This is a genomic window from Candidatus Insignibacter tubulum (genome assembly GCF_056790205.1).
Genome location: NZ_CP199715.1, coordinates 396,203 through 419,688, shown reverse-complemented (window position 1 = coordinate 419,688; position 23,486 = coordinate 396,203). Strand labels below are relative to the sequence as shown.

The 23,486-nt window shown below is 32.3% G+C and carries 36 protein-coding genes; all 36 read right to left on the bottom strand.

Going from position 1 to position 23,486, the window contains the following annotated elements; genetic code table 11:
* Window positions 1-33 precede the first annotated feature (33 nt).
* Window positions 34-411: a 30S ribosomal protein S13 gene (rpsM, locus tag ACUBP5_RS01745; protein WP_482168584.1), complete on the bottom strand. Its 378-nt coding sequence runs from the start codon at window positions 409-411 to the stop codon at window positions 34-36.
* Between the two features lie 2 nt (window positions 412-413).
* Entirely contained in the window at window positions 414-530 is a 117-nt protein-coding gene (gene rpmJ / locus ACUBP5_RS01740) for a 50S ribosomal protein L36 (RefSeq protein ID WP_482168583.1), read from the bottom strand.
* A 17-nt stretch (window positions 531-547) separates the two neighbouring features.
* Window positions 548-787, bottom strand: coding sequence for a translation initiation factor IF-1 (gene infA / locus ACUBP5_RS01735; RefSeq protein ID WP_482168582.1), 240 nt, complete (start codon window positions 785-787; stop codon window positions 548-550).
* 14 nt (window positions 788-801) lie between these two features.
* Entirely contained in the window at window positions 802-2,181 is a 1,380-nt protein-coding gene (gene secY, locus ACUBP5_RS01730) for a preprotein translocase subunit SecY (protein ID WP_482168581.1), read from the bottom strand.
* A 12-nt stretch (window positions 2,182-2,193) separates the two neighbouring features.
* Window positions 2,194-2,643, bottom strand: coding sequence for a 50S ribosomal protein L15 (rplO, locus tag ACUBP5_RS01725; RefSeq protein ID WP_482168580.1), 450 nt, complete (start codon window positions 2,641-2,643; stop codon window positions 2,194-2,196).
* Window positions 2,644-2,659: 16 nt separating this feature from the next.
* Window positions 2,660-2,854 (bottom strand): 50S ribosomal protein L30, encoded by a 195-nt coding sequence (rpmD, locus tag ACUBP5_RS01720; RefSeq protein ID WP_482168579.1) that lies wholly within the window; start codon window positions 2,852-2,854, stop codon window positions 2,660-2,662.
* Between the two features lie 3 nt (window positions 2,855-2,857).
* Complete coding sequence (gene rpsE / locus ACUBP5_RS01715) at window positions 2,858-3,382, bottom strand: 30S ribosomal protein S5 (protein ID WP_482168578.1); 525 nt, start codon at window positions 3,380-3,382, stop codon at window positions 2,858-2,860.
* A 23-nt stretch (window positions 3,383-3,405) separates the two neighbouring features.
* Window positions 3,406-3,756 carry a 50S ribosomal protein L18 gene (rplR, locus tag ACUBP5_RS01710; protein WP_482168577.1) on the bottom strand — a complete coding sequence of 117 codons (351 nt, stop codon included), beginning with the start codon at window positions 3,754-3,756 and terminating at the stop codon, window positions 3,406-3,408.
* A 12-nt stretch (window positions 3,757-3,768) separates the two neighbouring features.
* Window positions 3,769-4,317, bottom strand: a complete 549-nt coding sequence (gene rplF, locus ACUBP5_RS01705) for a 50S ribosomal protein L6 (protein WP_482168576.1) — start codon at window positions 4,315-4,317, stop codon at window positions 3,769-3,771.
* A 9-nt stretch (window positions 4,318-4,326) separates the two neighbouring features.
* Window positions 4,327-4,728, bottom strand: coding sequence for a 30S ribosomal protein S8 (gene rpsH / locus ACUBP5_RS01700; protein ID WP_482168575.1), 402 nt, complete (start codon window positions 4,726-4,728; stop codon window positions 4,327-4,329).
* A gap of 21 nt (window positions 4,729-4,749) precedes the next feature.
* Entirely contained in the window at window positions 4,750-5,019 is a 270-nt protein-coding gene (gene rpsN, locus ACUBP5_RS01695) for a 30S ribosomal protein S14 (RefSeq protein WP_482168574.1), read from the bottom strand.
* Window positions 5,020-5,023: 4 nt separating this feature from the next.
* Window positions 5,024-5,575: a 50S ribosomal protein L5 gene (gene rplE, locus ACUBP5_RS01690; protein ID WP_482168573.1), complete on the bottom strand. Its 552-nt coding sequence runs from the start codon at window positions 5,573-5,575 to the stop codon at window positions 5,024-5,026.
* Window positions 5,576-5,589: 14 nt separating this feature from the next.
* Complete coding sequence (rplX, locus tag ACUBP5_RS01685; RefSeq protein WP_482168572.1) at window positions 5,590-5,898, bottom strand: 50S ribosomal protein L24; 309 nt, start codon at window positions 5,896-5,898, stop codon at window positions 5,590-5,592.
* An 11-nt stretch (window positions 5,899-5,909) separates the two neighbouring features.
* Complete coding sequence (rplN, locus tag ACUBP5_RS01680; RefSeq protein WP_482168571.1) at window positions 5,910-6,278, bottom strand: 50S ribosomal protein L14; 369 nt, start codon at window positions 6,276-6,278, stop codon at window positions 5,910-5,912.
* Window positions 6,279-6,284: 6 nt separating this feature from the next.
* Window positions 6,285-6,539, bottom strand: a complete 255-nt coding sequence (rpsQ, locus tag ACUBP5_RS01675; protein WP_482168570.1) for a 30S ribosomal protein S17 — start codon at window positions 6,537-6,539, stop codon at window positions 6,285-6,287.
* 20 nt (window positions 6,540-6,559) lie between these two features.
* On the bottom strand, window positions 6,560-6,751 hold the full coding sequence (gene rpmC, locus ACUBP5_RS01670; protein ID WP_482168569.1) for a 50S ribosomal protein L29: 192 nt from the start codon (window positions 6,749-6,751) through the stop codon (window positions 6,560-6,562).
* Between the two features lie 24 nt (window positions 6,752-6,775).
* Window positions 6,776-7,198 (bottom strand): 50S ribosomal protein L16, encoded by a 423-nt coding sequence (gene rplP, locus ACUBP5_RS01665; protein WP_482168568.1) that lies wholly within the window; start codon window positions 7,196-7,198, stop codon window positions 6,776-6,778.
* Between the two features lie 15 nt (window positions 7,199-7,213).
* A complete protein-coding gene (gene rpsC / locus ACUBP5_RS01660; RefSeq protein ID WP_482168567.1) occupies window positions 7,214-7,918 on the bottom strand; it encodes a 30S ribosomal protein S3 in 705 nt (234 codons plus the stop codon).
* A 6-nt stretch (window positions 7,919-7,924) separates the two neighbouring features.
* Window positions 7,925-8,326 (bottom strand): 50S ribosomal protein L22, encoded by a 402-nt coding sequence (gene rplV / locus ACUBP5_RS01655; protein ID WP_482168566.1) that lies wholly within the window; start codon window positions 8,324-8,326, stop codon window positions 7,925-7,927.
* A gap of 7 nt (window positions 8,327-8,333) precedes the next feature.
* Entirely contained in the window at window positions 8,334-8,618 is a 285-nt protein-coding gene (gene rpsS, locus ACUBP5_RS01650) for a 30S ribosomal protein S19 (protein ID WP_482168565.1), read from the bottom strand.
* Between the two features lie 9 nt (window positions 8,619-8,627).
* Window positions 8,628-9,452 carry a 50S ribosomal protein L2 gene (rplB, locus tag ACUBP5_RS01645; RefSeq protein WP_482168564.1) on the bottom strand — a complete coding sequence of 275 codons (825 nt, stop codon included), beginning with the start codon at window positions 9,450-9,452 and terminating at the stop codon, window positions 8,628-8,630.
* Between the two features lie 10 nt (window positions 9,453-9,462).
* Complete coding sequence (gene rplW, locus ACUBP5_RS01640) at window positions 9,463-9,753, bottom strand: 50S ribosomal protein L23 (protein WP_482168563.1); 291 nt, start codon at window positions 9,751-9,753, stop codon at window positions 9,463-9,465.
* 7 nt (window positions 9,754-9,760) lie between these two features.
* Window positions 9,761-10,390: a 50S ribosomal protein L4 gene (gene rplD, locus ACUBP5_RS01635; RefSeq protein WP_482168562.1), complete on the bottom strand. Its 630-nt coding sequence runs from the start codon at window positions 10,388-10,390 to the stop codon at window positions 9,761-9,763.
* On the bottom strand, window positions 10,381-11,007 hold the full coding sequence (gene rplC, locus ACUBP5_RS01630; protein ID WP_482168561.1) for a 50S ribosomal protein L3: 627 nt from the start codon (window positions 11,005-11,007) through the stop codon (window positions 10,381-10,383). The genes rplD and rplC overlap by 10 nt, the downstream gene beginning before the upstream one ends.
* A 25-nt stretch (window positions 11,008-11,032) precedes the next feature.
* Window positions 11,033-11,338 carry a 30S ribosomal protein S10 gene (gene rpsJ, locus ACUBP5_RS01625; protein ID WP_482168560.1) on the bottom strand — a complete coding sequence of 102 codons (306 nt, stop codon included), beginning with the start codon at window positions 11,336-11,338 and terminating at the stop codon, window positions 11,033-11,035.
* Between the two features lie 23 nt (window positions 11,339-11,361).
* Window positions 11,362-13,461 (bottom strand): elongation factor G, encoded by a 2,100-nt coding sequence (fusA, locus tag ACUBP5_RS01620; RefSeq protein WP_482168559.1) that lies wholly within the window; start codon window positions 13,459-13,461, stop codon window positions 11,362-11,364.
* A 2-nt stretch (window positions 13,462-13,463) separates the two neighbouring features.
* Window positions 13,464-13,940 (bottom strand): 30S ribosomal protein S7, encoded by a 477-nt coding sequence (gene rpsG / locus ACUBP5_RS01615; RefSeq protein ID WP_482168558.1) that lies wholly within the window; start codon window positions 13,938-13,940, stop codon window positions 13,464-13,466.
* A gap of 31 nt (window positions 13,941-13,971) precedes the next feature.
* A complete protein-coding gene (gene rpsL, locus ACUBP5_RS01610; RefSeq protein ID WP_482168557.1) occupies window positions 13,972-14,352 on the bottom strand; it encodes a 30S ribosomal protein S12 in 381 nt (126 codons plus the stop codon).
* A 353-nt stretch (window positions 14,353-14,705) separates the two neighbouring features.
* Entirely contained in the window at window positions 14,706-15,509 is an 804-nt protein-coding gene (gene map, locus ACUBP5_RS01605) for a type I methionyl aminopeptidase (protein WP_482168556.1), read from the bottom strand.
* 332 nt (window positions 15,510-15,841) lie between these two features.
* Window positions 15,842-17,368, bottom strand: coding sequence for a 2,3-bisphosphoglycerate-independent phosphoglycerate mutase (gene gpmI / locus ACUBP5_RS01600; RefSeq protein WP_482168555.1), 1,527 nt, complete (start codon window positions 17,366-17,368; stop codon window positions 15,842-15,844).
* A 509-nt stretch (window positions 17,369-17,877) separates the two neighbouring features.
* Complete coding sequence (ftsY, locus tag ACUBP5_RS01595) at window positions 17,878-18,831, bottom strand: signal recognition particle-docking protein FtsY (protein ID WP_482168554.1); 954 nt, start codon at window positions 18,829-18,831, stop codon at window positions 17,878-17,880.
* 66 nt (window positions 18,832-18,897) lie between these two features.
* Window positions 18,898-19,068 carry a DUF4295 domain-containing protein gene (locus ACUBP5_RS01590; RefSeq protein WP_482168553.1) on the bottom strand — a complete coding sequence of 57 codons (171 nt, stop codon included), beginning with the start codon at window positions 19,066-19,068 and terminating at the stop codon, window positions 18,898-18,900.
* 13 nt (window positions 19,069-19,081) lie between these two features.
* Window positions 19,082-19,264: a 50S ribosomal protein L33 gene (gene rpmG, locus ACUBP5_RS01585; protein ID WP_482168552.1), complete on the bottom strand. Its 183-nt coding sequence runs from the start codon at window positions 19,262-19,264 to the stop codon at window positions 19,082-19,084.
* Window positions 19,265-19,274: 10 nt separating this feature from the next.
* Window positions 19,275-19,511 carry a 50S ribosomal protein L28 gene (gene rpmB, locus ACUBP5_RS01580; protein WP_482168551.1) on the bottom strand — a complete coding sequence of 79 codons (237 nt, stop codon included), beginning with the start codon at window positions 19,509-19,511 and terminating at the stop codon, window positions 19,275-19,277.
* 73 nt (window positions 19,512-19,584) lie between these two features.
* Entirely contained in the window at window positions 19,585-20,211 is a 627-nt protein-coding gene (locus ACUBP5_RS01575) for a fumarylacetoacetate hydrolase family protein (RefSeq protein ID WP_482168550.1), read from the bottom strand.
* Window positions 20,212-21,482: 1,271 nt separating this feature from the next.
* On the bottom strand, window positions 21,483-22,940 hold the full coding sequence (guaB, locus tag ACUBP5_RS01570; protein ID WP_482168549.1) for an IMP dehydrogenase: 1,458 nt from the start codon (window positions 22,938-22,940) through the stop codon (window positions 21,483-21,485).
* Between the last annotated feature and the right edge of the window lie 546 nt (window positions 22,941-23,486).

Sequence of the window (23,486 nt, the reverse complement as noted above, 5' to 3'; positions counted from 1 at the left end):
TGTCTCTACTTATATTTTAAGATCACTTTAAGATCACTTAGTAACCTTTTTCTTATTTGCAACCGTTTTTTTCCTTCCTTTTCTAGTACGTGCATTATTCTTAGTTTTTTGACCTCTAAGCGGTAGTCCAATCCTATGCCTAATACCTCTGTAACAACCTATATCCATTAAACGTTTAATATTTATCTGATGTTCAGAACGCAATTCTCCTTCAGTTTTTATATTATCAAGAATAATTTTTCGTATACTATTAATCTCATCATCAGTCCAGTCATTTACCTTCTTATCCTGAGATACATTAGCTTGTAAAAGTATCTTCGCAGCTGTCTTCTTTCCTATACCATATATATAGGTCAAGCCAATGACTCCTCTTTTATCTCTAGGGAGATCTATACCTGAAATTCTCGCCATATTCAATCTTGCCTTTGTTTAAACTTAGGATTTTTTTTATTGATGATATATAAACGGCCTTTACGTCTGACGAATTTACAGCCATCTCCTCTTCCTTTTAAAGATGTTTTTACCTTCATATTAATATATTTAATACCTAATACCTGTAGACTACTCTACCTTGAGTTAAATCATAAGGAGAAATTTCTGTACGAACCTTATCTCCTGGAAGAATTTTAATATAATTTTTTCTAATTTTTCCTGATATATGCGCTTTAATAACATGGCCATTATCCAAACGAGCCCTAAACATAGCATTAGGTAATGCTTCTATTATTTCAGCATCTTGTTCTATAAAAGCCTTCTTTTTTTTGTTTTCTATTTGTTTTTTTATCATAATTTATGAAGTCATTATTTAATAATTCTCCTACCTTGCATTAACCCGTCATAATGACGATTAAGTAAATAAGCTTTGATTTGCTGAGATATATCTAAAACTACCCCTACAATAATAAGCAATGAAGTTCCTCCATAAAAGAGAGCAAAACTTTGAGTAACTCCAAATTTTACAGCTATAGCAGGAAGAATAGCTATCATGGCTAGCAAAATAGCCCCTGGAAGGGTAATTCTAGATAAAATAGTATCAATAAATTCAGCAGTATCCTTCCCAGGCTTTACTCTAGGTATATGAGCTTCATCTCTCTTTAAAGAATTTGCCATTTGATTTACAGATATAGTGATAGCTGTATAAAAAAAAGTAAACAGTATAATAAGTATTGCAAATATAAGATTATACCAGAAACCATAAATATCTTCAAAAATTTTTCCAACTACATGTAATTTTTCATTTCCGATATAAATAAAAAAACCTGATGCGAATAACATTATAGCTTGTGCAAATATAATAGGCATTACTCCAGCTGATGCAAATTTTAAGGGGATATACTGTCTAGCTTTATACATCATAGATTGAAGATAATAATTACTGGTGCTACCTTGTAAATGTCGTATATATTGAAGAGGAATTTTTCTAATAGCTTGAATGATTAATATAGAGAATAAAATGACCATTAGCCATACCATAGACTCAATAAAAATAATAACTAACCCACCATTTCCTACTTCGATCCGATTACGGAATTCCATAATTATGGATTCAGGGAAACGGGCTATAATACCTACCATGATAATTAACGATATACCATTACCTATACCTTTATTAGTAATTTTTTCTCCTAACCACATAGAAAATAAAGTACCCGTAGTTAACAATATAATAGCCATCCCCCAAAAGATAAGTTTACCATTTAGAGTGTTAATATCTAATAAATAAGCTTGAGGAATAGAAGAATATGGCAAGAAGTTAGTAGTAAGCATAGTTAGATAAGCAGGCGCTTGAACTAAGCATATACCTATAGTTAACCAGCGGGTAATGCGATTAATTCGCTTAAGCCCACTCTCTCCTTCTTTTTGGAGTTTCTGAAAAGAAGGTAGAGCTAAACTCATAAGTTGAACGACAATAGAAGCCGATATGTAAGGCATTATACCAAGAGCTAATATAGATGCGCGATTGAAGGCCCCTCCTGTAAAAGAAGAAAAGATTTGCATAATGCCTCTAGCACTAGTATTTACATTACCCATAAAATTACTGATCTCCTTAGGATCGATTCCAGCTAAAGGCACATAAGATCCAAATCGATAAACCAATAGAAGAAAAAATGTAAATATTATCTTTTCACGCAATTCTTCTTCCTCCCAAATATTTTTAATCGTATTGATAAATCGACTCATAAAAAAAAAGTTTTATAAAAAAACGATTTCTCCACCTGCCTTTTGTATCGCTTGCATAGCAGTTTTACTAAATTTATGAGCAGAGACCTTAACCTTAAAGGTTAATCGACCATTACCTAAAATTTTTATTAATTCATTTTTAGATACTAACCCTTCTTTTTGAAGAATTTCTAGATTAACTTCATTTTTAATTTTTCCTTTTTCTGCTAAAGCTTGCAAAATATCTAGGTTAACAGGAATATAAAATTTACGATATATATTTTTAAATCCAAATTTAGGTATACGCCGCTGCAAAGGCATCTGTCCGCCCTCAAACCCTAATTTTCTAGAGGTTCCAGATCTAGATTTAGCTCCTTTATGCCCCCTTGTTGAAGTCCCCCCTTTACCAGAAGACTGTCCTCTACCAAGACGTTTTTGAGATTTTGTAGAACCTGCTGCAGACTTTAAATTTTCTAACCTCATATAAAATTAATAATATTTAACTTTTTTTTTCTACTTGTAACAGATGCTTTACTTTATTTACCATACCTAGTATCTGTTGACTATAAATATGCTCTACTTCATAATTAATTTTTTTCAATCCTAAAGCCTCAAGCGTTCGTTTTTGTCTTTTGGGACATTTAATTGCACTCTTTAGCTGTATAAGTCTAATTTTAATAGAAATTTTATTCATGAGCTAGCCTTTAAAAATTTTCTGCATACTTACACCTCTCTCTTTAGAGATGGTTTTCAAACCACGCATACTCAAAAGAGCTTTAAATGTTGCCTTAACCACATTTTGAGGGTTGGAAGATCCCTTAGACTTTGAAAGTACATTGCGAATACCGACTACTTCTAAAACAGCACGTACAGCCCCGCCCGCAATTACCCCAGTACCGCTTGAAGCAGGCCTTATAAAGACTCGGGCACCGGAATAACGTGCTTCCTGCTCATGCGGAATACTTCCGTTGAAAGTAGGTATTCTTAAAAGGTGTTTTTTAGCCTCTTCTTCTGCTTTTGATATAGCATCAGAAAGATCTCTAGACTTTCCAGATCCATATCCCGCTACACCTACCTCATTACCAACTACTACAAGAGCTCTATAACTGAAGTCTCTACCCCCTTTAGTTACTTTCACTACCCTATCTACACTAATAAGTTTAGAAACCTTTTTTTCTAGTGTATTAGACTTAACTATTTCTATATTTTTAAATCCAAACATATAATTTTATTTATAATAAATGCTTAGAATTCTAATCCTGCTTCCCTAGCTGCTTCAGCCAATGCCTTTACTCTGCCATGATAACGATACCCATTACGATCAAAAATCACGCATTTGATCCCTGCTTTAAAAGTTTTTTCTGCTAATTTTTTACCTACTATCGCAGCCTTATCCGATTTACTTATTTGCATTTTTAAATGTTTTTCTTCGCTTGCAGATGAAACGATTGTAATACCAACAGTATCATCAATTACCTGAGCGAAAATAGCCCTATTACTTCTATAAACTGATAAACGAGGTCTTTCAGGAGTTCCAAAAATTTTTTTTCGAACCCTATATTTAATTTTTTTTCTTTTTTTGATCTTTGCATCCATTTTAATCTATAATTAAGCGGATTTCCCTGCTTTTCTTCGGATATATTCACCAATATATCTTATTCCTTTCCCTTTATAAGGTTCAGGCTTCCTAAAAGAATGAATCTTTGCAGCGACTATACCTAGTAATTGCTTATCATAAGACTTAAGAATAATCAAAGGATTTTTACCTTTTTCAGACTTAGTTTCAAGTTTTATCTCTGTGGGTAATTCGAATATAATATTATGAGAGAAACCTAAAGTCATTTCCAAACGCTGACCATAAGCAATAGCTCTATACCCTACGCCTACTAATTCTAACTCTTTAATAAAACCTTGGCATACCCCTATAATCATATTATTGATAAGTGACCGATAAAGGCCATGCATAGCCATATGTTGTTTATCTTCAATAAATATTTTTATAAAGAGCTGATTTTTATTTATTTCTACATGAATATCTGAAGGGATTTTCTGATGCAACTCTCCTAAAGGGCCTTTGACGCTAATAATATCATCTTTAATTCCCACACTAATTTTCGTAGGCGGTATTAGAATAGGTAGCTTTCCAATTCTTGACATAATCAATTTTTAATATACGTGACAAACTACTTCGCCACCGATATTTTTCTCTCGAGCCTGTTTGTCAGTCATCACACCATGAGAAGTAGAAATAATAGCTATTCCTAACCCATTTAAAATACGAGGCAACGCATTAGTTGAGCTATATTTTCTTAACCCGGGCTTACTTAAACGTTTTATAGATCTTATAACCGGTCTTCGTGTTCGACGATCATACTTTAAGGCAATTTTAATCTTTGCTTGAAAAGAGCAAGAATCTTGAAATTTATAGCTCAAGATATATCCCTGATCAAATAATATTTTAGTAATCTCTTTTTTAAACTTTGAGGAAGGAATCTCTACTACTTTATGACTAGCGCTTGAAGCATTTCGGATTCGTGTTAAAAAATCAGCTATAGTATCTGTATACATAATTATAAATTCTCGAAAAGTTTACCAACTAGATTTCTTCAATCCAGGAATTAATCCAAAACTTACAAGTTCTCTAAAAGAAACTCGGGAGATACCAAACTGACGAATATATCCTCTTGGACGTCCTGTAAGTTTACATCGATTGTGCAAACGAACTGGCGAAGAATTTCTAGGAAGCTTTTGAATAGCCTCATAATCACCTGTTTTCTTTAGTTGAGTTCGTTTTTTAGCGTATCTATTACAAAGATTCTGACGCTTAATCTGACGCGCCTTCATAGATTCTTTAGCCATGATATTATTTTCTTTTTTTAAAAGGTAATCCTAGATGTTTTAACAATGAAAAAGCTTCTTTATCAATTTTGGTTGAAGTAACAAAAGTAATATCCATTCCAGAAATTTTCTTAATCTTATCAATAGATATTTCTGGGAAAATAATCTGTTCAGATATTCCCATATTATAATTACCACGACCATCAAACCCTTCAGGGTTAACTCCATTAAAGTCTCTAACTCTAGGTAAAGCTATTGTTATAAGACGATCAAAAAAATCAAACATCATATCCCTCCGTAAGGTTACTTTAACCCCTATGGGTATTCCCTTACGTAACTTAAATCCAGCCTCATCACGTTTAGAGAGACAAGAGACTGCTCTTTGTCCAGAGATAGCACTCATTTCTTGAATAGCATATTCTATAATCTTTTTATCAGATACAGCAGAGCCTAGCCCTTGGCTCAATACTATTTTTTTTAGACGAGGGATTTGCATGGGAGAAGAATATTTAAATTCCTCCATAAAAATTAAAGCTTTTTCTTTATATATTTTTTTTATTCTAGATGAGTAACCCATTTTTTCTTTTCTTTTTATGATAAGATCTTTCCCGAGCGTTTAGCCACACGTGATTTTATGCCATCTTTTAACTGAAACCCTATACGCGTAGGCCTACCACTCTCTGGGTCTAAAACAGCCATCTTCCATAAATAAATAGGCGCCTCTTTTTCAATAATTTTGCCTTTTGGGTTCTCAGAGTTAGGTTTTATGTGTTTTTTTACAATATTCACCCCCTGTACATAAGCCTTATTTTTCTTAGGTAAAATCCTATTTACTTCACCTTTTATCCCTTTATAATTACCACTAAGGATTACTACCTGGTCACCTTTTTTAATTTTCATCGTCATCATTGTTAAAGGACCTCAGACGCAAGCGAGATAATTTTCATATACTCTTTGTCTCTAAGTTCCCTTGGAACAGGACCAAAAATACGAGTGCCTCTTACTTCACCTGTCGCGCTGATAAGTACACATGCATTATCATCAAATGAGATATAAGATCCGTCTTTGCGACGGATTTGTTTTTTAGTACGTATAACTACTGCTTTAGATATATGGCCTTTCTTTACATTGCTTGAAGCAATAGCTTCTTTAACAGTTACTACTACTCGGTCCCCTATGGAGGCATAACGTTTATTAGTACCACCAAGCACACGTATAACAAGTACTTCACGTGCGCCTGTATTGTCAGCTACTTTAAGTCTAGATTCTTGTTGTAACATGTGAAACTATTTAGCTCTCTCTATTATTTCAACTAATCTCCAACGTTTACTTTTACTCAAAGGACGCGTTTCCATTACCTTTACAAGGTCACCTTCATTACTGCTATTTACTTCATCATGAGCTGCATATCTTTTTCTCCTTGATATAGCTTTTGTATAAGAAGAATGCTTTACTCGCTTATTTTCAGTAATTATTATTGTTTTATCCATCTTATTACTTGTAACAACTCCTATTTTTTCTTTCCTTAATTTTCTTTTCATAAAAAATGTAATCAATGGATTTACTTATCTAATTTTCTCCGAAATATAGTAAACATCCGTGCTATAATTTTTCTACTATTTCTTAACTGCATTGGATTTTGTAATGGAGAAACTTTATGGTCAAATTTCATACGATTATATTCATCACTTTTATGTTCTAATTTTTCACTTATTTCTTGTATAGATAGATTTTTTATTTCAGATGTTTTCATTTTATATAATAAATGATATATAAATTAATCTTGTGAAAAATCATTAGCAACAATAAATTTTGTCTTCACAGGTAATTTTTGAGCTGCTAGACATAATGCTTTTTTAGCTATTTCTAAAGAAACTTCACTAACTTCAAAAAGAACCCTACCAGGCCGTACAGGCGCTGCCCATAACTCCACTGCTCCTTTACCTTTACCCATACGAACCTCTTGAGGTTTTTTAGTAAGGGGCTTATCAGGGAAGATAGTAATCCATAATTGTCCTTCTCTCTTCATATAACGCGTGGCAGCAATACGTGCTGCTTCAATCTGACGGGCAGTTATGAAATTAGGTTCTAAAGTTTTTATACCAAAAGTTCCAAAAGAAAGACTGTAACCTTTGCTAGCATTTCCTTTTATACGCCCTTTTTGTTGCTTTCTATATTTAGTTTTCTTAGGCTGTAACACGACTATATAAATATTTTATGTTTTTTCGGAAATGGGCCTCATAAGAGGCTTTTGTTTTTTCTTGAGACCTAAGAGCGGGGATAATTCTCTACGCTTTTGATAAATTTCTCCTTTCATAATCCAAACTTTAATACCTATTACCCCATAAGTAGTATGAGATTCAGCTACAGAATAGTCTATATCAGCACGAAGAGTAGAAAGTGGAACGCGACCTTCTTTATAAGATTCTCTACGAGCCATCTCAGCCCCATTTAAACGACCAGATATCTGAATTTTTATACCTTCAGCATCCATACGTCTAGCATCAGAGATAGCAACTCTAATAACTTTTCTATAAGATACTCTATTAGATATCTGATAAGCAAGATCTTTTGCCACTAAACGCGCATCTAAAGGAGCGTGTCGTATTTCGAATATATTTATTTGGATTTCCTTATCAGTGATTTTTTTAAGTTCCTCTTTTAGTTTATCTACTTCATGCCCTCCCTTCCCAATAATAATACCTGGACGAGCTGTAGTAATAGTTATAGTTATAAGCTTTAGAGTACGCTCTATATAAATTCGGGATATACTAGCCTTTGAAAGGCGTGCTTCAATATATCTACGTACATGATAATCCTCGCAAATTCTATCTCCATAATCCCTACCTCCATACCAATTAGAGTCCCATCCTTTTATTATACCAAGGCGATTAGCAATCGGATTTATTTTTTGTCCCATATTAAATTAATCATCATTTCTACTCCCTAAAACAACACATATGTGATTTGATCGTTTTCTAATTCTATGACCTCTTCCCTGTGGAGCAGGTCTTATTCTTTTAAGCATATGAGCGCTATCTACTTTTATTTCTCGTATGTATAATCCAGCTTCCTCAATATCTTTATCCTGATTTTTAACTTGCCAATTAGCAAGTACAGATATTAAAAGCTTCTCAACATAAAGAGAAGCATGTTTTTTACTATATTTTAGAACAGCTAAGGCCTTATTAGCTTCCATATTTCGAATCAAATCAACAACAAGCCTCATCTTACGAGGAGAGGAAGATACATTATTTAATTGGGCGAAAACTTTATGTTTATTACCTTCTCTACGATTCTTAGCACTTGTCCTTTTTCGTGAACCCATATTAAGCTTATCTTATATTTTTACCTTTATTTTTAGAACCCATATGGCCCCTAAAAATACGAGTAGGAGAAAATTCTCCAAGCTTATGCCCTACCATATTTTCTGTGATATAAACTGGTATAAATTGTTTTCCGTTATGAACGGCTATAGTCTGTCCGACAAAATCAGGAGAAATCATCGAAGATCTAGACCAAGTTTTTATAATACTTTTTCTGGACACATCGGCATTTGCAAGAATTTTCTTATGTAATTTATAATTTATATAGGGACCTTTTTTTAGTGAACGCGCCATGTTTTACATTTATTTTGTTCTACTCTCGATAATATAATCACTAGATTTTTTATTAAGATTGCGTGTTTTATACCCTTTCGAAGGTATACCTCTTCGACTTCTAGGGTGCCCTCCTGAAGCCCTTCCTTCACCCCCACCCATGGGGTGGTCTACAGGATTCATAGCTACAGCTCTAGTACGGGGCCTTTTACCTAACCATCGGCTCCTTCCAGCTTTCCCGGAAACCTCTAGTTGATGATCAGGGTTTGATATGCCTCCAACAGTAGCCATACAAGAAGCTAAAATCATTCTAGTTTCTCCTGAAGGCAATTTAACAATAGCATATTTACCAGCTCTAGCAGAGAGCTCCGCATATGAGCCAGCACTTCTTGCAATTTTAGCTCCTTGCCCAGGGTAAAGCTCTATACATGAAATAGTTGTACCTAATGGCAGGCTACTTAAAAAAGTAGCATTTCCAACTTCAGGCATCACAGACTTTCCAGAAATAACCTTCTGTCCGACTTTAAGTCCATTTTGGGCAATAATATAACGTTTTTCACCATCAAAATAATAAAGCAAAGCTATAAAAGCAGAACGATTAGGGTCATATTCTATAGACTTGACTATAGCATATATATCTGTCTTATTTCTTTTGAAATCTATAATGCGATATTTCTTTTTATGACCTCCACCACTATACCTAATAGTCATTTTACCCTTATTATTACGTCCTCCAGAAGAGGATTTACCTATAGTTAATTTTTTTTCAGGAAAAGATTTAGTAATCTCTTGAAAACTATTAACTATTTTAAACCTTTGACCGGGGGTAATGGGTTTTAATTTTCTTACAGACATATAATCCGAGTTAAATATTGGTATAAAAATCTATTGACTCCCCTGATTGTAATTCTACCAATGCTTTCTTCACTTTATTAGATCTCCCCCATACGATACCAACTTTTGTATTTCTACGCATAGCTTTAGGCGCATAGACCATAGTTCGTAGATTTTTTACACATACGCTATAACGAGACTGTACAGCATTTTTAATTTCAACTTTATTAACTTTAGGGTTTACTAAAAAAACATAAACGTTTCTTAGTTCACTATCTGAAGTAGCTTTTTCGCTTATAACAGGCTTAATTAATAGATGCATATAATCCTTATTTCTTTAGATTTTCCTGAATTTTACTTAAAGCGCTCTCTGAAAGAATCAACTCGGAGGCATTAATTAAGTCATACGTGCTTAATTCATTGATTGTTACAACTTTTTTGCCCTGTAAATTTCTGGAGGACAAATATAATATTTTATTTGGTTCTGATAAAACAAATAATGTTTTTTTATCATTTAATTCAAGTGAGCGTAAAATATTAACAAAATCTTTTGTTCTAGGCGATCCAAAAGAAAAATCTTCTAATACTTTCAAGGAATTATCTCTAAGTTTTTGACTAAGTACGCACTTTTTAGCAAGTATTTTTGCGGATTTATTCAACTTCTGATTATAAAGACGAGGACGAGGTCCAAATACTCTGGCTCCTCCCCGAAATAAAGGGTTGTTGATATCTCCTTTTCTAGACCCTCCTGTCCCTTTCTGTTTATGTAGCTTTCGAGTGCTTCCTGATAATTCACTACGTTCTTTAGTTTTATGAGTACCTTGACGCTGAGAAGCTAAATATCTTTTAATTTCTAGATATACTAAATGTTGATTAGGCTCGACTTCAAAAATAGAAGGATCTAATAAGATACTACGACCAGTAGATTTACCTTTGATGTCTAATACAGTTATTTCCATCTTCTAATAGTTAAATATGTATAGTTATGTCCGGGGACAGCGCCTTTTAAAATCATAATATTATGCTCAAGATCTATTTTTAATACTCTAAGATTTTGAACTGTAACTTTTTGCGCCCCCATCCTTCCCCCCATACACATTCCTTTAAATACACGTGAAGGATCTGATCCAGCCCCGATAGAACCAGGAGCCCTTAAACGATTATGTTGGCCATGAGTACGCTCTCCTACACCTGCAAAACCATGACGTTTGACTACTCCTTGGAACCCTTTCCCTTTAGATATACCCGTGATATCAACAAATTCTCCTTCAGAAAAAAGACTTATATTTACCTGATCTCCTAATTTTAAATTATTAATAAAATCTCCATAAAATTCTACTAATTTTCTTTTAGGTGAAACTCCAGCTTTTTTAAAATGACCCTTAAGGGGATTAGAAGTGTTTTTCTCCTTTTTATCATCAAACCCTAGTTGAATAGATTTATATCCATCTTTCTCGAGAGTTTTTATTTGTATGACCGAACATGGGCCTGCTTCAATAATTGTACATGGAATATTTTTCCCATTTTCGTCGAAAAGACTAGTCATTCCAATTTTTTTCCCTATAATACCTGACATTTGCTATTGAAATTTATATATCGTACTATACCTTTATCTCAACTTCCACACCACTAGGAAGCTCAAGCTTCATAAGAGCATCAACTGTTTTAGATGATGAACTATAAATATCTAACAATCTTTTATGAGTAAGTAGCTCATATTGATCGCGAGATTTCTTATTTGCATGAGGTGATCGTAAGACAGTAAAAATCTGTCTATACGTAGGTAAGCATATTGGTCCATTTACTATAGCTCCAGTGGGCTTAACAGACTTTACAATTTTATCTGCGGATTTATCGACTAAATTATAATCGTAGGATTTTAATTTTATTCTAATTTTATGACTCATAATTTAATCAGTGTGATTTGACTTTAAGTGCTAATGCCTTTTACCTTACCTATAATTATATCAGAGATATTCTGTGGAGTATTTTCATAATGCGAAAATTCCATTGTAGAAGTAGCTCTACCTGATGACAGTGTCCGTAAGGTAGTAACATAACCAACCATTTCAGCTAATGGAACTAATCCTTTGATCACTTTAGCATTGTTTCTATCATCCATACCTTGGACTACCCCACGACGACGGTTTAAATCACCAACAATATCTCCCATATTTTTTTCTGGCGTCACTACCTCTATTTTCATGATAGGCTCAAGTAGAACTGGGTTAGCCCTTTTAGAAGCTTCTTTAAATCCAATCTTGGCGGCTAGCTCAAATGATAATTGATCAGAATCTACAGGATGATAAGAACCGTCTAATAGAGTGATTCTTAGCGCATCTATTTCATACCCTGCTAACGGACCACTTTTCATAGCTTGTTTAAATCCTTTTTCTATAGAAGGAATAAACTCTTTAGGTATATTTCCTCCTTTTACAGCATTTAGAAATTCTAGATCATTCTTATTTTCTTGCGCTGGTTCAATCTTAAATATAATATCGGCAAATTTACCCCGTCCTCCAGTTTGTTTTTTATAAACTTCTCTATGTTGGTAATTTACAGTAAGAGCTTCTTTATATTCTACTTGAGGTTGACCTTGATTGACTTCTACCTTAAATTCTCTTTTCATACGATCTATAATGATTTCAAGGTGTAACTCTCCCATTCCTGAAAGTATAGTTTGTCCGCTAGCTTTATCTATACGTACCTGAAGAGTAGGATCCTCTTCAGAAAGTTTTGAAAGAGCCATACTCATTTTATCAATATCAGCCTTAGACTTAGGTTCTATAGCTAGACCTATTACAGGATCAGGGAAAAATATTCTCTCTAAAATAATAGGATTTTTATAATAACAAAGTGTATCGCCAGTTTTAATATCTTTAAATCCTACTGCGGCGCCAATATCCCCCGCTTGAATACTATCGATGGGATTCTGCTTATTAGCATGCATTTGATAAATACGAGAGATACGTTCTTTATTATCGGAACGAGTGTTAAGCACATAAGAACCAGAATTTAATTCACCGGAATAAACTCGAAAAAATGCTAGACGACCTACAAAAGGATCTGTAGCAATTTTAAAAGCTAAAGCAGAAAAAGGTTCTTTTTTACATGGTTTTCTTTTTTCTTGTTGCTGCGTTTTAGGATTTATACCAATAATAGCTTCTACATCTAAAGGCGAAGGTAAATAGTGACATACGGCGTCTAGCATAGCTTGCACACCCTTATTCTTAAATGAGGATCCACAGAGCATAGGAACTACTTTCATCTCAATAGTAGATTTTCTGAGAGCCTGAATCAATTCAGTTTTGGAAATGGAATTAGGATTCTCAAAGAATTTTTCCATAAGAGTATCGTCATATTCCGCAACGGTTTCAATAAGATTTTCACGATACTTGGCAACGATCTCCTTTAGATCTAAAGGTATAGGGACTATTTTATAAGTCATTCCGTAATCATCCTCATTCCATATGATAGCTTGATTGGAGATGAGATCTACCACGCCCTTAAAATCAGCCTCGTTACCTATAGGTACTTGAAGTGGCAATGGATTCCCACCAAGCATATCTCTAACCTGGCGCGATACTCTAAAAAAATCTGCTCCTTGACGATCCATTTTATTAACAAAACCTATTCTTGGAACAGAATATTTATCAGCCTGCCGCCATACTGTTTCTGACTGGGGTTCTACACCATCTACAGCACTAAAAAGCGTTACCATTCCATCAAGAACTCTCAAAGATCTTTCTACCTCTACTGTAAAATCAACGTGCCCAGGAGTGTCAATAATATTAACATTATATTTTTCACTAAGGCAATCCCATTGACAACGAGTAGCAGCTGATGTAATAGTAATTCCACGTTCTTGCTCTTGAGCCATCCAGTCCATAGTAGCAGCTCCATCATGTACTTCACCTATTTTATAGGTTCTTCCTGTATAGAAAAGAATACGCTCAGTAGTAGTAGTTTTACCTGCATCAATATGTGCAGCTATACCTATATTTCGAGTATACTTTAAATCTTTTGACATAGTTAGAATCTAAAATGAGAGAAAGCTTTATTAGATTCTGCCATCTTATGAGTATCTACTCGCCTTTTCACGGCAGCTCCTTCTTCCTTAGACGCAGCAAGAACCTCATAGGCAAGTTTTAGAGCCATACTTTTTTCTTTCCTTTTACGTGCATAAGTAATAAGCCATTTTATAGCCATAAATATCTTTCTATCGGGACGAATTTGCATAGGAATCTGAAAAGTAGCCCCTCCTACACGTCGACTTCTTACTTCTACATGTGGCATTATATTACTTAGCGCGAGTTTCCAAATTTCAAGCTCATTTTTTTCTTTATCTTCATTGCACTCTTTTACTTTTCCCATAGCATCATAAAATATTCTATATGCTAAGGATTTCTTGCCATTTTTCATTAAATTATTAGCAAAACGTGTGACAAGAGTATCCCCGAATTTAGGGTCAGGCAGTAAAGGCCTTTTTTGCGCTTTGGCTTTTCTCATGACTTATGATTATACTACTTCAAGTAGACTACTATTTTTTATCTTTCGGACGTTTTGTGCCATATCTACTGCGCGCTTTCTTGCGTCCCTGCACTCCGGCAGTATCCATAGCTCCACGTAATATATGATAACGTACACCTGGCAAATCTTTTACCCTCCCTCCCCGAATCAGCACAATAGAGTGCTCTTGGAGATTATGACCTTCCCCGGGAATATAAGCATTTACCTCTTTACCATTGGTTAAACGTACACGAGCAACCTTCCGCATTGCGGAGTTTGGTTTTTTAGGAGTAGTTGTATAAACGCGCGTGCACACGCCTCTACGTTGTGGACAGGAGTCAAGGGCAGCAGATTTGTTCTTCTTTTTGAATACTTTTCTTCCCTTCCTTATTAACTGTTGTATAGTTGGCATAAAGCTATATAAGAAAACTGAGTATAAATAATGAGCATGCAAAGCTAGGTTTTTTTATTATGTAAAAAAAACGTATTTGATTTTAGTTATCTATTATGGATATAAAAATTGAGTTTTATATTTATTTGGACTATGTTATTTTTAATAGATGTTTTTATTTATACTTAAATAGTATACAGTTAAGAAGAATTAAAAATTCATTAGCTGATTAGTAATAATTTATTTTTGATAGCGAATAAAACTTTCTATTTTTTGATACAAAAAAAAGATTAAAAAGAAATATAAAACTTTTTATACAGGGAATAGGGAGAGAAATTACGATGAAAATCACGTTTAAACTATATTATAACTAATTACTCTAAAAATGGCATTTCTTCTTCTGAAGAAATGCCAAGGGCATCATAAATATATTTAAAAGTAGAAATCAAAATAGGCCTTCCATTTACTATAGCAACGTCATGTTCAAAGTGAGCCGAAACTTTTTTATCAGCAGTAACAACAGTCCAGCCATCTTTATGAAATTTTACTTTATGTGTGCCTTTATTGATCATAGGTTCGATTGCCAATACCATTCCTTCTACTAATTTTTCCCCACAACCTTTATTACCATAATTAGGTATTTGAGGCTTTTCATGCATTTTTTTTCCTAGACCATGTCCTACAAGTTCGCGTACTACGCCATAACCATATTTTTTAACGTGACTTTGGATAGCATATCCGATATCGCCAATACGATGTCCTTTCCTACAAGCTTTTATTCCTAGATAAAGAGCCTCTTTTGTAACCTTTAATAATTTTTTTATCTCAGGCTTTACCTGACCTACTTCAAAAGTATAAGCATGATCCCCATAATATTCATTCATTAAAACACCACAATCTATCGAAACAATATCTCCTTCAGATAAAACCTTATGATTGGGGATACCATGTACTACTTTATCATTAGGCGATATACATAATGTATTAGGAAAATTATATAGTCCTAAAAAACCTGGCGTACCGCCATGATCACGTATAAATTCTTCTGCTAAACTATCTAAATGAAGCGTGTCAATCCCAGGTCTGATTTCTAAAGCAAGCATACCAAGTGTTTTAGAGACTAATTGAGCACTTTCCTTAATTAAGGAAATCTCATGAGCATTTTTTAAGTACTTCATTTAAAATGTTATTTTATCTTCTTAAATATTCAATTTAGAATTGTAAAATACAAGTAATTGGAAGATTCATTTTGTTTTTAATATCTTAATAAGATATATTTCTTTATACATGAAAATCTATAATTTTCTTCCGAAGAAAAGAAAAAATACAGATTAAATTATTACTTGTTATTTATCAAGTATAATGTTTATTCTCAATATAGTAGGGGTATTCTATAGTATAAGAACCTATTTAGAAGTATTATAATATGAAATGTTAAGATCGGTAATTTTTATTTAAATTTTTAATGGTATATAATAATGTATAAACTTTAATTGCAATTTACAATGAATTAATTTTTAGAAAAAAGTGAAACTCCATTCATTAGTTCAGGTTGCGGCAGCTCCATCCACTCAAGAATTGTTGGAGCTATATCGCTTAATTTTCCATCATTGAGGGAAGGATTTGCTTTTTTATGCATAAAAAAGCAGGGCACTTCATTAGTAGTATGTGAAGTATTAGGAGTCCCATCGGGATTTATCATATATTCAGCATTACCATGATCAGCTATCATAATAACAGCATAATCATTGACAATAGCTGCTTGAGAAACTAGTTTCGCGGATAAATCAACTGTTTCACAGGCTCTTATAGTTGCATCCATCACACCTGTATGACCTACCATATCAGGGTTAGCAAAATTTAGACAAACAAAATCTGCCTCTTTTTTAAGAAACTCAGGGATGATTTTATCACATAACTTCATAGCACTCATTTCTGGACATAAATCATAAGTGGCTACTTTAGGAGATGGGCAAAGTATGCGTTTCTCGTCATTAAATGGCTTTTCGCGACCTCCTGAGAAAAAAAAAGTTACATGAGGATATTTTTCTGTTTCAGCTATACGAATTTGCTTTTTAAGATGTTTTTCAAGTACTTCACCTAAAGTATCTCTAAGGCTTTCATCTTGAAACATCACTTGTATATTTTTAAAATTATGATTATAAGAAGTCATAGTCAAATAATGAAGAGATAATCTATTCATATTCTCTTCAGGGAAATTTCTCTGAGTAAGAGCTTCGGTAATTTGCCTTGTTCGATCAGAACGGAAATTAAAAGAAATCACTACATCTTCGGGGGCTATTTCCGATATTGCTCTACCTTTAGCATCAGTCATGATAATAGGCCTAATAAATTCATCCGTAATGCCTTCTAAATAAGAATTTTCAATAGATTTAATTATATCCGTACTTTTTTCTCCCTTACCTTTTACCATCGCTTCATAAGCTTTTTTTACCCTATCCCAATGCTTATCTCGATCCATAGCATAATAACGACCTATCACCATTGCTAATTTCCCCGTATATTTCTTAAATTGTTTGAGTAATTGTTCTATATAAGCCTTACCAGCCATAGGATCAGTATCGCGACCATCAGTAAAAGCATGTACAAAAACATTTTTTAAATCATTTATGCTGGCGGCTTTAAGTAATGCAAAAAGATGCTTAATATGAGAGTGAACGCCACCATCGGAAAGCAACCCGATAAAGTGTATTTTTTTATTATTGATCTTAGCATATTTAAAAGCTTTATAAAGACTATCATTTTTTATAAATGAACCATCTTCTATTGTTTTATTTATTTTAACCAAATTTTGGTATACTACTCGACCTGCGCCTAAATTCATATGTCCTACTTCAGAATTACCCATCTGGCCCTCTGGAAGACCAACGGCTAAGCCTGAAGCCTTGATAAAGGCACTAGGGTATTTCTTATAACAAGAATCTAAAAAAGGCGTATGGGCGCGATGTATTGCAGATACTGAAGTATCTTTAGAAATACCCCATCCATCAAGGATCATAAGTAAGAGCTTTTTCATAAGCTATCCTAATTTATTCTTTTTATAAGAAACACATTATTAAACATAATATATATATAATATTTGGAAGGGTAAGATAAGTTTCTATAAACAATAATCTTTATCTTTAATCATAACTTTAACTGTAGATTTCTAATCTATGAATAGATTCAGAAATTAGTTATTAACTTAATCCGTTAAATAAAAATCTTAGGTTATTTTTAATTTTCTCCCGTATCGGGGAGGGGGGGGGGAATTCTATATTTTTCTATCATCTCCTGGTAAATTTATAAATTGTTAAGCTAGTTTTAGCTAGATTTATTTCTTCTTCCACTTCTCCTAATTTTACTCCCCCCCCCCCCCTCCCTCAAAATAAAAATAGATTATGGTAATACTAATTAAAATCTTAATATATAAATAGGTCTCAGCTAAACTTTATTTATAACTATTTTAAATATCATGACGAATAAATAATAAGTTATTAATCTTTTATTTACATTAATTTATAAAATAACTTAGAGTATAGTATATTATTTTATATTGCAAGCGTTTTCAAAGAAAGATTCTACAAAAACATTTTTATCAAAAGGCAATAAATCCTCAATATCTTCTCCTAGACCTACATATTTTACTGGAAGGTGAAATTCATTAGATATTCCTACTATCATACCTGCCTTAGCTGTTCCATCAAGCTTTGTAACAATAAGTCCAGTAACTTTTGTATTAGCTATAAAAGTCCGAGCTTGCTCAAAAGCGTTTTGGCCAGTAGAACTATCTATTACTAAAAACACCTCATGCTGAGCATTAGAAATAATCTTCTGTGTCACTCTATAAATTTTAGAGAGTTCATTCATTAAGTTTATTTTATTATGCAAACGGCCAGCAGTATCAATCAATACCACGTCAGATTTTTTTGTGATAGCCGTTCTCAAAGTATCAAAAACTACTGAAGCAGGATCTGAACCTTTAGGCTGTTTAATAATATCTACTCCAACTTTTTCAGCCCAGAAGGTTAATTGCTCAACTGCTGCTGCACGGAAAGTATCAGCTGCCCCTATAATGACTTTTTTACCATTTTTTTTAAATCTATACGCTAATTTACCTATAGTAGTTGTTTTTCCCACTCCATTGGTTCCAACAACCATAATTACCAAAGGCCCAGATAATTCACTCGTTTGCTTTTCAGAGATCTCTATAAGTGTTACGATCTCTTGACGTAAGATAGAATAAAGTTCCTTTAAATTCATATACTTACTATGTGATACTCTTTCTTGGATCTGAGAGATAATTTTTAAAGTAGTATCGACGCCAAAATCTGAAGATAAAAGTGACTCCTCAATCACATCTAGGACTTCATCATCTACTTTGGTTTTTCCCACAACAGCTCGCGCTATTTTTGAAAAAAATGTACTCTTAGTTTTCTGTAATCTTTCATCTAAGATTTGTTTTTTCTCGTTGGAAAATACCTTTTTTAACCAATTCATTCAACAAATAACAAAAACTTTATATTATATAATATAGTATATTAAGACTTATCCGAGATAAGTAGTTTAATGATTTTTATCTAGGTGTTGGGAGAAAAAATCATCTACATTATTAGAATGTAGAATTTTTTCCTTAAAAACATATGCTTTAGATTTAGATGACCTAACCATACGTATTACTTTACTTACTTTTTTTGAAGCCACCACTTTCAAAGTTGAAACGGTTTTCTTTGCCATATTACGATTTTTTTCACTTAATCTCTTTATGAAGAGTATTCTTCCTAAGAATAGGATTAAATTTTTTAATTTCTATTCTGTCAGGTGTGTTTTTTTTATTCTTAGTGGTTATATATCGGGATATACCAGACTTTCCGCTTTTTTTGTGTTCGGTACATTCTAAAATGACCTGTATTCTATTTCCTTTTTTCGCCATTTTTACCTTATTATCTCATAAACCCTTTCTTTTGAGCTCTTTTAATTGCTTTTTCAATCCCTATACAGTTCACTGTTTTAATGCCCGATGCAGATATTTTTAAGACAATCCATCGATCTTCTTTGGGAAGATAGAAACGTTTTTTTATTAGATTTACTTTAAACCATCGCTTGATCTTGTTATTTGCATGTGAAACTGTATTTCCTACAATAGACTTTTTACCTGTAATTTGGCAAATTCTTGACATTTCTAATTATAAACTATAACGTGGCCGTAAATTAACACATATTTTTTATCTCTTACAAATACCCTTTTTAACCTTATATAATTTTCAGATGTAGCAATTTCTGCTCATTAAGAAACCCTTCAAATATATCGTTTTCTTTTATAGATCGTACTCTTGAAGGAGCGCCACCAGTAAAAATCAAATCACCTATTTTAAGCGAGAAAAACTTAGACATTTCGGCAATCAATATATTAGATGAAAAAATCATCTCTGTAGTTTTAGCTTTCTGTACAATTTTACCATTTCTTATTAAATAGAAACTGGAAACGTCATTATTGCAATTATTTTTAGAAATCCACTCTCCTACTGCAATAGATTGATCAAAAGCTTTAGATTTTTCCCAAGGAAAGCCTTTTTTTTTAAGAGATTTTTGCATATCACTTGCAGTAAAATCTATACCTATGCTTATTTGATTATAATAGCTATGTGCAAAATTATGTTGAATGTATTTGCCCGCTTTGTTTATTTTTAAGACTATACCTATTTCGCAATCTATTTGTTGTGTGAATTCAGGAATTATAAAATCTTTATTCTTAGCGAGTAGAGCTGTATCGGGTTTAAGAAATAATATAGGTTCTTTAAGACTCTCATTTTTATTTTTTTTTACCTCTATATTTTTAATATAATCAAGATAATTTTTTGCAATGCACAAGATTTTCATAATAAAAATTATTATTATTTGCTATAAAATTCTATATAATTAATAACTCTTTAATTTTTGATTTTTCTATAAAAACGTATTTATCGGCAAAATAGGTTTTATAAATTTACTAACAAAAGCTACTTAAGGTTAAGTGATTTTTATTAAGCGTAATAAGCATTATAAAATAAGATAATTTGATTATAATATTTTTGGTTAAAGCTAAAATTATCGTTTCCTTAACTAGGAAGGAGAAGAGGGCAGGACAAAATATGCTATGTTGTGAATTTATAGATTAATATTTTCCCCCTATTATCTATAAATCAATAACTTAATTATCCTTTTTTGAACTTAGTAAAAAAAAATAATATCCTAGAAATAACTCTTATGTTCCTAGATGCTCGAAATAATTTCTTTATAGTCCAAAAAAATGAGTTTTTATTATAATTCACTATAATTTTATATGATATATTTTTGATTACAAGTTTTATAAATACTATCTCACCTGATTTAATCAAAAATATTAAAAGTATTCTTTACATACCGCATAGATAGATTTTTCTTTTGCTTAAGAATTATATCTTTATAATCTAGTAATTGAAACTTAGAAATATATGTAGCTATTTATTTCGTGTAAAGAATCTTATTTTCTTAAAGGCTATTAACTCTACTAAGAGTAGAGTTATAATGTATATTCTATAATTCTTTAAAAGAATCCCAATATTTATACTTTTATTTATTTTTAACAGTAACCCTTGTAAAATGAAGATACTTTTAAAAAATCATTTTGCGCTTAGTATTATTAAGATTATTTTACATATAGGCGATTTAGAATATAAATAATACTGATACTCTATTTTTCTCATAAAGAATAGGGAAAAAGTAAGAGAAAACAACAAATGATTCCCAAAATATAGTATATATACTTACCATAAGTTTATTGGTAATATAACTAATTTATGAATAAGATAAACGTAAATCTAATTGCGCACTAAAAAAAAAATATTATACCTTTTTAACTTATACTTGTTTATATACACTCACTTGGTGTGTGTATACAAATAAGTATATTTTATTATTCAAATAAATTATTTTATAATTTTTTCTACCTTGACTTTATATAAGTATGATAGGATAAATAATAAATCTTATAATTTTAGTATAGCCATAAAATCTAGATAATAATAGAATTAGATTATAATTAAAAACAGATCTTTATAGCATGTCTGTATAGAGATTTTATAACCTATATAAATAGGGTATAAAATTATAATTCTTAACTATTAATATAATTAATAATAATTAGGAGCTTCCTTAGTAATTATAACATCATGTGGATGACTCTCTTGTAACCCCGAATTGGTAATCTTTATAAAATGTCCTTTTGACATGAGCTCTATAATGGTAGATGCTCCGCAATAGCCCATGCCCGAACGTAATCCACCACACAATTGATAAATAACATCAGCAAGTTTCCCTTTATATGGAACTCTAGCTTCAATGCCTTCAGGAACAAATTTTTTACTTTCACACTGAAAGTAACGATCTTTGCTACCGCGCTTCATAGCTGCAAGCGAACCCATACCTATATAAATTTTAAATTTGCGACCTTGATAAATAACCTCCTCTCCTGGCGCTTCATCAGTTCCTGCAAGAAGACTACCTATCATTACACATCCAGCTCCTCCAGCAATCGCTTTTACAATATCACCAGAGAGTTTAATGCCTCCATCAGCAATTACAGTTATGTTTTTAGTTTTAGCGTATTTGTATACTTCGTTAATCGCGGTGAGTTGTGGCATTCCAATACCTGCTATCATTCGAGTTGTGCATATAGAACCAGGACCTACTCCTACTTTTAATATATTAGCACCAGCTTCTATAAGATCCTTAGCAGCTTGTGCAGTGACTATATTCCCACCTACTAGAGCTATATTAGGATAAGCTAAACGTATTTCTTTAATTTTTTGTAAGACCCCAATAGAATGACCATGGGCTGAATCTAAAGTGATAATATCTACACCAGCTTTTATAAGAGCCTCTGTACGCTGCATGGTATTACTAGATATGCCCACTGATGCGCCTACACGTAACCTGCCTCGATAGTCTTTACAAGCTTGCGGGTATTCTACGAGATTATCTATATCCCGTATGGTAATCAGACCAAATAGACGGCCCATTTTATCAATGATAGGTAATTTTTCAATGCGATTTTCTAATAAAATCCCCTTAGCTTGTTCTAAAGTAGTTTGTTTCCCTGAAGTAATAAGGTTCTCTTTAGTCATTACATCTTCTACATAAGTATCAAGATCCGTACGGCACTTAATATCTCTATTAGTAATAATTCCCACTAAAGTTCGATCTGATTTTATAACTGGTAATCCCGATATATGATAATGTGTCATAATACGTTGAGCATCGTCAATAGTCGATTCAGGCGAAAGAGTTACAGGATCATCGATCATTCCACTCTCACTGCGTTTAACACGATCTACTTTAGCCGCCTGCTCTTGAATTGTCATATTACTATGAATAAATCCCAAACCACCCTCTCTGGCTATAGCAATTGCAAGAGAAGCCTCGGTAACAGTATCCATAGCTGCACTTACAATTGGAATATTTAGCATAATATTAGGAGTAAGAAAACTTTGTAAACAAGTTTGGGAAGGTAAAATTTTAGAAAATGATGGGACAAGTAATACATCATCAAAAGTAAGGCCTTCCCTAATATTTTTTTTAGATAAAAACATGAAGATTTTTACCAAGCAAATATATAGAAAATACATCACACTTTTGCATTTAAAAATAGTTAAAACTCAATATTATAGCAATAAATTTATTTTTACTATTATTTAAATAGAATATTCTATAATTCAGTAGATTAAAAATAATCGTAGTTTTTATTACCCTACGTTTAAGCTGTTATAGTAATCATAATGTATATGATACATAGAATAATCTCAATAAAATACTTTTCTGTAAAATTTCTAAGTAAACTACTATTATTTTTATTTTTTTAGTATTATTATAGTTATATATAGGTACCTAATTTTTATTGGTATCATATAATAAAAGCAAATCAGGAATGATAGTAATATTTGTTCAGTTTTCTTATTCTACGAATCTTTAGAAATCTTAATACTAAGAGTAACTGATATAGTAAGTAATGATTTTTTAAAAGAGGAAAAATTTATAGCAAAAATAAAAAGTGATTTTTAAGAAGAATATTTTTTTTAATATGCATTTATGTATATAATTTTAAGAGATTTTTATTCATACTTATCTAGATCAAGTAT